Source organism: Streptomyces inusitatus (assembly GCF_014651115.1).
Taxonomy (GTDB): domain Bacteria; phylum Actinomycetota; class Actinomycetes; order Streptomycetales; family Streptomycetaceae; genus Streptomyces; species Streptomyces amakusaensis.
In genome coordinates this window covers 146,998-160,176 of sequence record NZ_BMWG01000001.1, presented here as the reverse complement: position 1 = coordinate 160,176, position 13,179 = coordinate 146,998, and the positions used below count along the sequence as shown (strand labels likewise).

The following is a 13,179-nucleotide window of genomic DNA, read 5'->3' as shown; positions in this document are numbered from 1 at the left end:
CGTGGACCTGTCCCTGTCGACTCGCAATGTGTCCGGCCCTGTCGGCGACCGTACGGTCGTCGAGGTCGGTGGCGAGATTGATGTTTATACCGCGCCCAAGCTGCGCGAGCAGTTGGTCGAGTTGGTGAACGACGGCAGCTACCACCTGGTCGTCGACATGGAGGGCGTGGACTTCCTCGACTCGACCGGGCTCGGCGTGCTGGTGGGCGGCCTCAAGCGTGTGCGTGCGCACGAAGGGTCGCTGCGTCTCGTCTGCAACCAGGAGCGCATTCTCAAGATTTTCCGGATCACTGGTCTGACCAAGGTGTTCCCGATCCACAACACGGTCGAGGAAGCCGTAGCGGCCACCGACTGACACCGGCCGGAGCCGCCGGAAGAAGAGATGGGGCACCGGGCATCCAGCCCGGGCCTCTGAGATGCACGCCCGTACGTCCGAGGGGGATGGCATGGCCACCGTCGAACTTCGCTTCAGTGCCCAGCCCGAACATGTCAGGACCGCCCGGTTGGTGGCCGCTGCCGTGGCGCGCAGGGCCGGGGTCGACGAGGCCGTGCTGGACGAGGTCCGGCTCGCGGTCGGAGAGGCCTGCAGCCGTGCTGTCGGTCTCCACCGCGGTCATGGGATCACCGCTCCCGTACGGGTGGTGCTGACCGATGAGGACAAGACGTTCTCCATCGAGGTCGGGGACGAGGTCCCCGGTCCCGGTGCCGACGGCAGGACCGCATCTGGTCCGCGTGATGCCGCCGAAGAGGACGCGGACGGCGAGGACGACATGGGTCTCGCCGTCATCAGCGGTCTTGTCGACGATCTGGAGGTCAGTTCCACCGACGTGGGCGGAGTGATCAGGATGAGCTGGCCGGTGACACCGGTCTCCGTGCTCCCCTGACGGGCTCCGCCGCCCCGGGAAGCCTCCCGGGTGATTCAAGCTTCTGGAAGAGGCCCTGCTGAGCAGGGCCTCTTTTCTTTTTGGCAGATCATTTATATAGATCATTGATCACGCGTCAATGCTTTCGCCCCATTACCGCTTTCGGGGGTATTTTCAGGACGCGATCATTTGCTGAGTAGCAACTGAAGGTCAATTCCGTTTACCGCGCCCTGTTTTGATCGTGTTCCGCTACCTACAATCCGTCCACATCTTGGGCTTCTGAACGACCTCAAGGAGGACGAATGGCGGGGCTCTTCAGCTCGCAAGAAATCGATCACCGCGCTTCTCTCGCGGCGGCGGTGCTCACGGATGACAATCGGCTGATCGTGATTGTCATCGCCGTGGTGGCGCTGGCCGCGCTGGTCGTGGCCCAGCTGCTGGTGCGCCAGGTGCTGGCCGCCGGTGAGGGCACCGATTCCATGAAGAAGATCGCGGCGGCGGTCCAGGAAGGCGCCAACGCATATCTGGCACGACAGCTGCGCACTCTCGGCGTCTTCGCCGTCGTGGTGTTCTTCCTGTTGTTGCTCCTCCCGGCCGACGACTGGTCGCAGCGTGCCGGGCGTTCCGTGTTCTTCCTGGTCGGCGCGCTTTTCTCGGCGGCCACCGGATACATCGGGATGCGGCTCGCCGTACGGGCGAATGTGCGCGTGGCCGCGGCCGCGCGAGAGGCGACACCGGCGGAGGGAGAACCCGCGAAGGATCTGACGGCCGTCGCGCACAAGGCCATGAAGATCGCTTTCCGCACCGGCGGAGTGGTCGGCATGTTCACGGTGGGCCTCGGCCTGCTGGGCGCTTCCTGTGTCGTCCTCGTCTACGCGGCCGACGCGCCCAAGGTCCTGGAGGGCTTCGGCCTCGGGGCCGCGCTGATCGCCATGTTCATGCGAGTCGGCGGCGGCATCTTCACCAAGGCCGCCGATGTCGGCGCGGACCTGGTCGGCAAGGTCGAGAAGGGCATCCCCGAGGACGACCCGCGCAACGCGGCGACCATCGCGGACAACGTGGGCGACAACGTCGGGGACTGCGCCGGAATGGCCGCGGACCTCTTTGAGTCGTACGCCGTCACCCTCGTCGCCGCGCTCATCCTCGGCAAGGCGGCCTTCGGTGACGCCGGACTCGCTTTCCCGCTGATCGTTCCGGCGATCGGCGTGGTCACCGCGATGATCGGCATCTTCGCGGTCGCCCCGCGGCGCGCCGACCGCAGCGGTATGACCGCCATCAACCGCGGCTTCTTCATCTCCGCGGTGATCTCGCTCGTACTGGTCGCCACGGCGGTCTACCTCTATCTGCCGTCCACCTACGCCGACCTGAAGGGCGTCACCGAGTCCGCGATCAGCACCCACGGCGGTGACCCCCGGGTCCTCGCACTCGTCGCCGTCGCCATCGGCATCGTGCTGGCGGCCCTGATCCAGCAGCTGACCGGGTACTTCACCGAGACCAGCCGGCGTCCCGTCAAGGACATCGGCAAGTCCTCGCTGACCGGCCCGGCCACCGTCATCCTCGCCGGCATCTCCATCGGCCTGGAGTCCGCCGTCTACACCGCGCTGCTGATCGGCCTCAGCGTGTACGGGGCGTTCCTGCTCGGCGGCACCTCGATCATGCTCGCCCTCTTCGCGGTGGCGCTGGCCGGCACCGGACTGCTCACTACCGTCGGTGTCATCGTCGCCATGGACACCTTCGGGCCCGTCTCCGACAACGCCCAGGGCATCGCCGAGATGTCGGGCGACGTCAAGGGCGCCGGCGCGCAGGTCCTCACCGACCTGGACGCCGTCGGCAACACCACCAAGGCCATCACCAAGGGCATCGCCATCGCCACCGCCGTACTGGCGGCGGCCGCGCTCTTCGGCTCGTACCGCGACGCCATCGCGGGCGCGGCCAGAGAGGTGGGCGAGAAGGTCGGCGACGGCGCGCCCCTGAATCTCGTGATGGACATCTCCCAGCCCAACAACCTCGTCGGTCTGATCCTCGGCGCGGCGGTCGTCTTCCTCTTCTCGGGCCTGGCGATCAACGCGGTCTCCCGCTCGGCCGGAGCGGTGGTCTACGAGGTGCGGCGGCAGTTCCGCGAGCACCCCGGGATCATGGACTACACCGAGAAGCCGGAGTACGGCCGGGTGGTCGACATCTGCACCAAGGACGCGCTGCGCGAGCTGGCCACCCCCGGCCTGCTCGCGGTGCTGACCCCGATCGCGATCGGCTTCTCCCTCGGGGTCGGGGCGCTCGGCGCGTTCCTCGCGGGCGCGATCGGCACCGGCACCCTGATGGCGGTCTTCCTCGCGAACTCCGGCGGCGCGTGGGACAACGCCAAGAAGCTGGTCGAGGACGGTCACCACGGCGGCAAGGGCAGCGAGGCGCATGCGGCCGTGGTCATCGGCGACACCGTGGGCGACCCGTTCAAGGACACCGCGGGCCCCGCGATCAACCCGCTCCTCAAGGTGATGAACCTGGTGGCGCTGCTGATCGCCCCGGCGGTCATTCAGTTCAGCTACGGGGACGACGCCAGCGCCGGGGTCAGGGCGGTGGTCGCGGTCCTCTCGGTCGCGATCATCATCGGCGCGGTGTACATCTCCAAGCGGAGGGGCATCGCCGTGGGCGACGCCGAACCCACCGTCGTCGAGCAGGGCAAGAAGTCACCCGATCCCGCAGTGGTGTCGTAACACCGGCACACCGGGCATATCGCCAGAGACTCCATCAGGAGGATCCAAAAGGCGGGCGGGCGGCGCGTTTTGAAGCGCCGCCCGCCCGTCGTTTCCGTCGTGGTGAGGCTTCTCTCCCTTGGTGCAAATGGCTTTAAAGCGGATGAACCGGGTGCACGGCATGGGGAAGTCACCCGGGCGGCGTGTATGTTCCGGGCCGAGGAGCCTTGGAAGGGACCCATTCGGTGAACAAGAAGCTTGCGGCCGCACTCTCCGGCGCTGCGGTAGTCGTCCTCACGCTGTCGGGATGCAGCTCGGAAGACGAATTCACGGTCGACGACTGGGCCAAGAAGTACTGCGACGCCGCGAAGCCGCAGATCAAGAAGGAGGCCGACGCGGAGCAGCTCATCCGCGCGACCGCCTCGGACGGCAAGCCCGGCGACATCCGGACGGCCGACTCCAAGGCCTTCCAGGACCTCTCGGACGTCTACAAGGGGTACGCGGGCGCCTTCAGGACGGCGGGCACGCCGCCGGTCGAGGGCGGCGAGCAACTGGTGAAGGAAGCTGCGGCCGAGTACGACGCCAACGCCAAGTCCTACCTCGATCTGAAGAAGCAGGTCGACGCCCTCGACGTGTCCGACCAGCAGGAGTTCGCGGACGGCCTGCGGCCCGTCGCCGACGGGCTCGCGAAGATCGAGCAGAACCAGAGCGCCCGGGAGAAGCTGCGGTCCAGCGAGACGGGCAAGGCGATGGCCAAGCAGCCCGGCTGCAAGCCCGCCGCAGCCCAGAGCCCCGCGGGCTCCTGACGCGGGCTCCCCGGCCCGGGACCTCTGACGCGGGCTCCCCGGCGCGGGCTCCCCGGCCCGGGGTTCCTGACGGCGCGTTCCCGATCCGGAACCTTCGGCCGGGGCGGAAGGGCGGGCCCCGGCCGCGATTGTCAGTGGCGGCGGCCACAATGGGCGGTGTGAGTACGACCAGCACCGCCCCGCACCCGCCCTCGCCCGCCCTCGCCCCCCGGCTGCGCGAGGCGCTGCTCGCCGGCGCCTTCACCGCCGACGGGCTGCTCGATCTGCTCGGAGCCTCCGCGTACGCGGCGCTCGCCCGCAGCGAGACCGTCCCCGCCGTGCGCGCCACCCGGGGCGACGGCGCCCTGGCCGCCCTCGTCCGGCTCTTCCTGCTCCAGCGGCCCATCCCGTTCGAGCGGGCCCGGGCGGCCCTCCCCGTCGAGGAGTGCATCGCCGGCGGCTGGCTGGTCCGCGACGGCGACGAGGTCCGCGCCACCGTGGACGTCCGCCCGTACGGCGGGCCCGACGGCGAGGACTGGTTCATCGTCTCCGACCTCGGGTGCGCGGTCGGCGGCGCGGGCGGCGCCGACGGGCAGGACGAGCAGGTCGTGCTCGGCGTCGGCGGCGCGTCCACCACGCTCGCCGGGCTCACCGTGCGTACACCGGTCTCCTCCGCGCTCGACCTCGGCACCGGCTCCGGCATCCAGGCGCTGCACGCCTCGCAGCACGCCACCCGGGTCACCGCGACCGATCTCAACCCGCGCGCCCTGCACTTCACCCGGCTCACCCTCGCGCTCTCCGCCGCCCCGGAGGCCGTGCTGAGCGAGGGATCGCTCTTTGACCCGGTCGGCGACGAGACCTTCGACCTGATCGTGTCCAACCCGCCGTTCGTGATCTCCCCCGGGGCCCGGCTGACCTACCGGGACGGCGGAATGGGCGGCGACGATCTGTGCCGCTCCCTCGTCCAGCGGGCCGGGGCCCGGCTGAACACCGGGGGATACGCCCAGTTCCTCGCCAACTGGCAGCACATCGAGGGCGAGGAGTGGCAGGACCGGCTGCGCTCCTGGGTCCCCGGCGGCTGCGACGCCTGGATCGTGCAGCGCGAGGTCCAGGACATCACGCAGTACGCCGAGCTGTGGCTGCGCGACAGCGGCGACCACCGGGGCGACCCCGAGCGGTACCGGCGGCGGTACGAGGAGTGGCTCGACGAGTTCGAGGCGCGCGGCACCAAGGCGGTCGGCTTCGGCTGGATCACCCTGCGCAAGTCCGGCGCGGAGCGGCCCTCGATCCTCGTCGAGGAGTGGCCGCACCCCGTGGAGCAGCCGCTCGGCGAGACCGTACGGGCCCACTTCGCCCGGCAGGACTATCTCCGGGCGCACGACGACGCCGCCCTGCTGGCCGACCGTTTCACACTGGCCCCCGAGATCACGCAGGAGCAGGTCGGGCTCCCGGGCGAGGAGGACCCCGAGCATGTCGTCCTCCGGCAGAACCGGGGCATGCGGCGGGCCACCAAGGTCGACACGGTGGGCGCCGGTTTCGCCGGGGCCTGCGACGGGACGCTGAGCGCCGGGCGGATCCTGGACGCCATCGCCCAGCTCATCGACGAGGACCCGGTGCTGCTGCGGGACCGTACCCCCCGGGCGATCCGGCTGCTGGTGGAGGAGGGCTTCCTGCTGCCGGTCGGCGGGCCCGCCGGCGAGGCCGCCGGACCGACCCGCCCGTGAGCGCCCACGGCCGCCGGGGCAGTGGGTAAATCACGCCGTCCATTGAGGGCAAATCGGCCAATATTCTGTTTACGGTCCGATGCCGCCGCCCATCTGCTCCCCGTTTCTCCCCGGCACTCCCCCGCATTCCCCGGCCGGAGCCCGGCCCGCCCCCGCCCGAGTGAACCCGCGCGCCGTTCACCCCGATGTCGCGCCCCCGACGCCCGGAGGTGCCAGCCTCGGCCCCGGGGGCGACCCCGCACCACCTGGGCATCGGGAGAGAGACGGGGTACGGACATGGAGAGCGGGCCGGCGATCTTCGCGGGAACGGCGTTCGGGCTGTTCGGGGCCGCACTGCTGCTGTGGACGGGGGTACGGCTGGCCCAGCGCGCGCCGGTCGCCCACGGGGTGAGCCCCGGCAGGGCCGCGGCCCTCACCGCCACCGCCTCGGTGGTGGCCCTCGCCCTCGGCGCGTGGTGCTTCGGACGGCTCTGAGAAAGCGCCCCGGACACCCTCGTACCGGTCCGGGCGGCAGGAATAGCCGGACTCGGGTTACCGTTCGAGTGGCCGTTGCGGGCTTTTGCCGTTTGACACAGGGGCGGGTTGTACCGTCACACTCCGCAGCGGCAGCAGCACCACGCAGCAGCATCACAGCGCCACAGCCGTGCGCCACCAGCGCGTCAGGCCGTGTCCGCCACCGAGTGCCGACCGGAGAGAAGAGCGAAGTTGTCCCCGACCAGCGAGACCGCACAGGGCGGCCGACGCCTCGTGATCGTCGAGTCGCCCGCCAAGGCGAAGACGATCAAGGGTTACCTCGGCCCGGGCTATGTCGTCGAGGCGAGCGTCGGGCACATCCGCGACCTCCCGAACGGCGCGGCCGAGGTGCCCGAGAAGTACACCGGCGAGGTGCGCCGCCTCGGTGTCGACGTCGAGCACGACTTCCAGCCGGTCTATGTCGTCAACGCCGACAAGAAGGCTCAGGTCAGGAAGCTCAAGGAGCAGCTCGCCGAGTCCGACGAGCTCTACCTCGCCACCGATGAGGACCGCGAGGGCGAGGCCATCGCCTGGCATCTGCTCGAAGTGCTCAAGCCCAAGGTCCCCGTCCACCGGATGGTCTTCCACGAGATCACCAAGGACGCCATCCGCGACGCCGTGGCCAACCCGCGCGAGCTGAACCAGCGCATGGTCGACGCCCAGGAGACCCGCCGGATCCTCGACCGCCTCTACGGCTACGAGGTCTCCCCGGTCCTGTGGAAGAAGGTCATGCCCCGGCTCTCGGCCGGCCGGGTGCAGTCCGTCGCGACCCGGCTGGTCGTCGAGCGGGAGCGGGAGCGCAGGGCGTTCACCTCCGCCGAGTACTGGGACCTCACCGGCACCTTCTCGACCGGCCGCGCCGGTGACGCGTCCGACCCCTCCTCGCTGGTCGCCCGGCTCAACACGGTCGACGGACAGCGCGTCGCCCAGGGCCGCGACTTCGGCTCCGACGGCGCGATCAAGGCCGGTCAGACCCGGGTGCTCCACCTGGACGAGGCGAACGCGCGCGCTCTGGCCGCAGCGCTGGAGGACGCCGCGTTCGCGGTCCGCTCCGTCGAGTCGAAGCCGTACCGCCGCTCCCCGTACGCCCCGTTCCGCACGACGACGCTCCAGCAGGAGGCCTCCCGCAAGCTGGGCTTCGGGGCCAAGGCCACCATGCAGGTCGCGCAGAAGCTGTACGAGAACGGCTTCATCACCTATATGCGTACGGACTCCACCACGCTCTCCGAGACGGCCGTCACGGCCGCGAGGGCGCAGGTCACGCAGTTGTACGGGGCGAACTATCTCCCCGAGAAGCCGCGGGTGTACGCCGGGAAGGTCAAGAATGCCCAGGAGGCGCACGAGGCGATTCGCCCTTCGGGTGATCGTTTCCGCACCCCGGCGGAGACCGGACTCAGCGGCGACCAGTTCCGGCTCTACGAGCTGATCTGGAAGCGGACCGTCGCCTCCCAGATGAAGGACGCCACCGGGAACTCGGTCACCGTCCGCATCGGCGGCACCGCGCGGGACGGCCGGGACGTGGAGTTCACCGCCTCCGGCAAGACCATCACCTTCCACGGCTTCATGAAGGCCTACGTCGAGGGCGCCGACGACCCCAACGCCGAGCTGGACGACCGCGAGCGCAGGCTGCCGCAGGTCACCGAGGGCGACGCGCTCGCCGCCCAGGAGATCTCGGTCGACGGCCACGCCACCAAGCCGCCCGCCCGCTACACCGAGGCCTCCCTGGTCAAGGAGCTGGAGGAGCGCGAGATCGGCCGCCCCTCCACCTACGCCTCGATCATCGGCACCATCCTCGACCGCGGCTATGTCTTCAAGAAGGGGACGGCGCTGGTCCCGTCGTTCCTGAGCTTCGCCGTGGTCAATCTGCTGGAGAAGCACTTCGGCCGGCTGGTGGACTACGACTTCACCGCCAAGATGGAGGACGACCTCGACTGCATCGCCCGGGGCGAGGCCCAGGCGGTGCCGTGGCTGAAGCGGTTCTACTTCGGCGCGGGCGAGGCCCAGGGCGGGGCCCAGGGCACGGCCGCCACGACGACGACCGGGGGCGCGGCCTCCGGAACGTCCCCCGGCACGGGCACAGCCACCGGCAGCGGTGACGGCGACCACCTCGGCGGCCTCAAGGCGCTGGTGACCGACCTCGGCGCGATCGACGCCCGGGAGATCTCCAGCTTCCCTGTCGGCGACGGCATCGTGCTGCGCGTCGGCCGGTACGGCCCCTACATCGAGCGCGGCGAGAAGGACTCCGAGGGCCACCAGCGCGCCGATGTGCCCGAGGATCTCGCCCCCGACGAGCTGACCGTGGCGTACGCGGAAGAGCTGCTGGCCAAGCCGAGCGGTGACTTCGCGCTGGGCACGGACCCGGTCTCCGGCAACGAGATCGTGGCCAAGGACGGGCGATACGGCCCGTATGTCACCGAGATCCTTCCCGAGGGCACCCCCAAGACGGGCAAGAACGCGGTCAAGCCGCGCACGGCCTCCCTCTTCAAGTCGATGACGCTGGACACGGTCACCCTGGAGGACGCGCTTCGGCTGATGTCCCTGCCCAGGGTGGTCGGCACCGACGCCGACGGGGTGGAGATCACCGCGCAGAACGGCCGGTACGGCCCGTATCTGAAGAAGGGCACCGACTCGCGCTCGCTGGAGAGCGAGGACCAGCTCTTCACCATCACCCTGGAGCAGGCGCTCGCGATCTACGCCCAGCCCAAGCAGCGCGGCCGGGCCGCCGCCAAGCCGCCGCTGAAGGAACTGGGCACCGACCCGGTCAGCCAGCGCCCGGTGGTCGTCAAGGACGGCCGCTTCGGGGCGTATGTCACCGACGGCGAGACCAACGCCACCCTGCGGACCGACGACAGCGTCGAGGAGATCACTCCCGAGCGCGGCTACGAGCTGCTCGCCGAGAAGCGCGCCAAGGGACCCGCCAAGAAGACGGCGAAGAAGGCCCCGGCGAAGAAGGCGACGGCCGCGAAGAAGACGGCCACCGCCAAGAAGACCGCGGCGAAGAAGACGACCGCCAAGAAGACGACGGCCACGAAGACCGCGGCCGCCAAGACGACGGCCGTGAAGAAGACGACGGCCGTGAAGAAGACGGCCGCTTCGGCGAAGGCGTCCGACCAGTAACGAACGAGCACGGAGCGCGGCCGACCCAGTGCCAGGGGTCGGCCCGCCCGGCATCACCCCGTATCGGCCCATCCCGCCGGTTGTGCGCCGGACGTGATGTTCCATGGCGATGTGTACGGCCCGCTCCCGGCGGCGTGCGAGGGGTGACGGCGGGCCGCCCGGAACCGTCCGTCGCCCCTTGGCGTATTTCCACACCCCCGCGAGCAGCGGCGCGGTCCGGATAGGCTGGGCGGATGACGCGATCCGAGCAGCCAGCCGATCAGCAGGCGGTCGTGGGCCCCGTCGCGGAGACCATCACCGGTACCGACGCCTCCGACGCACTCACCGCGGACTCCCGTGAGCGGGCGCTGCGCGCCCTGCTGAGAGTCCCGCCGCTCCGAAGGCTCTGGAACGCCCAGGCCGCCGGAGGCGTGGGAGACGCCGTCGCCGTCTTCGTCCTGCTGCTGCTGACCCTTCAGGCCGCCGTCTCGGAAGGCACCTTCGGCGGCGGATACCGCGGCGCCGCCTTCTCGGTGGCCGCCGTGCTGGGCGCGCGCGTCCTCGCGACGGTGCTCTTCGGCGCCGTACTCCTCGGCCCGCTCACCGCGCTCACCTCCGCCAAGGGGCCGCTCGACCGCCGCTGGACCATGATCGGCGCGGACGGGGTACGGCTCGCGCTGCTGATCGTCGCCCCGCTGTGGCTGGACTGGACGCCCGACGCGGCCGTCCCGATCCTGCTGGGCAGCGTGTTCGCCCTCGCCGCCGCCGAACGGTTCTGGACCGTCGCCCGTGAGGGAGCGGCCCCCGCGCTGCTGCCTTCGCCGCCGCTGGAGGGAGCCGCCGTACGGCCGCTCCCCGACCATCTCGACGTACTGCGCAGGCTGTGGCTGCGCACCGCGTTCGCGGCCGTCCCCGCCGGAGCGGCCGTCCTGCTCGTCGCCACCCTGATCGGCAATCTGCTCGGCACCGGCATCGAGTGGTTCTCGCTGCACCAGGCGGCCCTGGGCTCCTATGTCGCGGCCGGCCTCTTCGCCGCCTCCCTCTCGATCCTCGCCTTCGTCGAACTGCCCGGCGCGGCCACCCCGCGACCCCGCTCGCCGCTGGAGGGCCTGCGCCGCCCGTCCACCCCGCAGGGCGGCTCCGACAAGGGGCGCACCGGCGCCCTGCCGGTCTTCGTCCTCGCCTGCGCCGCGGTCGCGGCCGCGATCTCGGCGGCCGTCGCCGTCTCCGTACTCCACGCCGTCGACCTCGGCGGCGGGCCCGTCGCCTTCGCGCTGCTCGTCCTCGCGCTGACCGGCGGCACCGCCGTGGGCATCCGGGGAGCAGAGTCCGTACTGCCCACCCTGTCCCGCCGGAGGCTGCTCGCCCTCGCGCTCGCCGCCACGGGAATCGCGCTGCTCGCGATGGCGCTGGTCCCGGACACCGCGACCGTCCTCTTCCTCGCGCTGCTCGCCGGAGCGTCGGCGGGCGTCGCCGCGAACATCGGCCACGCCCTCATCGATCAGGAGTCCGAGGCCCCCCGGCGGGCCAGGACCACCGAGCACCTCCAGGCGGTCGTCAGGGTCGCCGTCGCGCTCGGCGCGATCGCCGCCCCGCTGCTCGCCGCCGCGATCGGACCGCACCGTCTCGCCGCCGGGGACTTCGTCTTCGCCCACGGCGGCGCGGCCTTCGCCCTGATGCTGGCCGGCGCGCTGCTGCTGCCGGTCGCCGCGGTCGTCCTCGCCAAGACCGACGACCGCGCCGGAGTGCCGCTCCGCCGCGATCTGGGCGAGGCGCTCCGCGGCGGCGCGGACCCCGCCCAGGCCACCTCCGCCAAGGGCTTCTTCATCGCCCTGGAGGGCGGCGACGGCGCGGGGAAGTCCACCCAGGCCAAGGCGCTCGCCGAGTGGATCCGCAACAAGGGCCACGAGGTCGTCGTCACCCGCGAGCCGGGCGCGACCCCGATCGGCAAGCGGCTCCGCTCGATCCTGCTGGACGTGGAGTCCGCCGGTCTCTCCAACCGCGCGGAGGCGCTGCTGTACGCGGCCGACCGCGCCGAGCACATCGACTCGGTGGTCCGGCCCGCGCTGGAGCGGGGCGCGATCGTGATCACCGACCGGTACATCGACTCCTCGGTCGCCTACCAGGGGGCCGGCCGCGATCTCGCGCCGACCGAGATCGCCAGGATCTCCCGATGGGCCACGGACGGCCTCGTACCGCATCTGACCGTACTGCTGGACGTCTCCCCCGAGACCGCGCGGGAACGCTTCACGGAGGCCCCCGACCGGCTGGAGTCGGAGCCCGCCGAGTTCCACCGGCGGGTCCGCGCGGGCTTTCTGACGCTGGCGGCGAGCGACCCGGCCCGCTATCTGGTGGTGGACGCCGGGCAGGACCCGGAGGACGTCACCACGGTCGTACGCCATCGGCTGGACCGGATGCTTCCGCTCTCCGAGGCCGAGATCCGGGCCCGGGAGGAGGCGCGGCGCAAGGCCGAGGAGGAGATCCGCCGCAAGGCCGAGGAAGAGGCCGCGCGCAAGGCGGAGGAGGAGCGGCTGGAGCGCGAGCGCCAGGAGCAGCTCGCCAAGCTCCGCGCCGAGGAGGAGGCCCGCCGCAAGGCCGAGGAGGAGGCCACGCGGCAGCGCGAGGCCGAACGGCTCGCGGAGGAGGCCCGGCAGCGCGCCGAGGAGGCCCGCCGGCTTGCCGACGAGGAGCGCCGCAAGCGCGAGGCGGAGGAGCAGGCCAGGCTGGACGAGCAGGAGAGGCTGCGCAAGCTCGCGGAGGAGCAGACCAGGCTCCGCGCCGAGGCCGAGGAGCGCCGCCTGGAGAAGCAGCGCAGGGCGGAGGAGGCCCTGCTGCGCGCCGAGGAGGCGCGACAGGCCGCCGTCGAGGAGGCCAGGCGCGAGGCGGAGCGGGAGGCCGAGCGCGAGCGGGCCGCCGCGAAGGCCGCGGCGGTGAAGGCGGCGGCGGCCGCCGAGGCCGCGGCCCATGAGACGACCGTGACCACGCCGCTGGTGCGCCCCGGGGACCCGTCGGCCGACGCGGCCACCGTGGCCACGCCCGTCGTCCGGCCGGACGACGAGACCCAGCAGGTGCCGAGGGTCCCGGCGAAGCCGGACGCGGCCTTCTCACCGGATTCCGCCTTCTCGCCGACCGAGCAGACCGCGATCCTTCCGGCGGTGCGCGACGAGCGGCCGGCGGACCGGGTGCCGCCCGGGTTCTTCCGCGACGAACGGGACGAACGGGATGGTCGGGACGGCTGGGACGGTCGGGACGACCGGGGTTCTCGTGGTCCCAACGACCGCACCCGTGAGCTTCCGCAGATCGACCCGGAGACGGGCCGTCCACGACGGCGTTCGGACTGGGCCGAGGAGACCCCGCTCGACGATCTGCCGACGCTGGCCGACGAGCTGCTGGGCGGCCCGCGCGACGACGAGGACGGCCGCCCGCGGCGGCGCTGAGGGCACGTCCGGGGCCTGGGGGGAGGGCGTTGTCAGACCTCTGCCCCACAATGGGAGAGCCATGGGAGCCC

The 13,179-nt window shown here is 71.4% G+C and carries 8 protein-coding genes; all 8 read left to right on the top strand.

Annotation, left to right across the window (positions count from 1 at the left end; all coding sequences use genetic code 11):
• Position 1: 1 nt before the first annotated feature.
• The 8 genes from IE247_RS00720 (at position 2) to tmk (ending at position 13,108) form a co-directional block, all read left to right on the top strand.
• Positions 2 to 355, top strand: coding sequence for an STAS domain-containing protein (locus tag IE247_RS00720; protein ID WP_190120848.1), 354 nt, complete (start codon positions 2 to 4; stop codon positions 353 to 355).
• 91 nt (positions 356 to 446) lie between these two features.
• On the top strand, positions 447 to 884 hold the full coding sequence (locus IE247_RS00715) for an ATP-binding protein (protein WP_190120847.1): 438 nt from the start codon (positions 447 to 449) through the stop codon (positions 882 to 884).
• Positions 885 to 1,165: 281 nt separating this feature from the next.
• Positions 1,166 to 3,574 (top strand): sodium-translocating pyrophosphatase, encoded by a 2,409-nt coding sequence (locus IE247_RS00710; RefSeq protein ID WP_190120846.1) that lies wholly within the window; start codon positions 1,166 to 1,168, stop codon positions 3,572 to 3,574.
• Positions 3,575 to 3,798: 224 nt separating this feature from the next.
• Complete coding sequence (locus IE247_RS00705) at positions 3,799 to 4,359, top strand: small secreted protein (protein ID WP_308433174.1); 561 nt, start codon at positions 3,799 to 3,801, stop codon at positions 4,357 to 4,359.
• A 149-nt stretch (positions 4,360 to 4,508) separates the two neighbouring features.
• Positions 4,509 to 6,062 carry a DUF7059 domain-containing protein gene (locus IE247_RS00700; RefSeq protein ID WP_190120844.1) on the top strand — a complete coding sequence of 518 codons (1,554 nt, stop codon included), beginning with the start codon at positions 4,509 to 4,511 and terminating at the stop codon, positions 6,060 to 6,062.
• Positions 6,063 to 6,338: 276 nt separating this feature from the next.
• Entirely contained in the window at positions 6,339 to 6,536 is a 198-nt protein-coding gene (locus IE247_RS00695) for a hypothetical protein (RefSeq protein ID WP_190120843.1), read from the top strand.
• A gap of 231 nt (positions 6,537 to 6,767) precedes the next feature.
• Entirely contained in the window at positions 6,768 to 9,692 is a 2,925-nt protein-coding gene (topA, locus tag IE247_RS00690) for a type I DNA topoisomerase (RefSeq protein WP_190120842.1), read from the top strand.
• A 233-nt stretch (positions 9,693 to 9,925) separates the two neighbouring features.
• Entirely contained in the window at positions 9,926 to 13,108 is a 3,183-nt protein-coding gene (gene tmk, locus IE247_RS00685; RefSeq protein ID WP_190120841.1) for a dTMP kinase, read from the top strand.
• Positions 13,109 to 13,179: the final 71 nt, after the last annotated feature.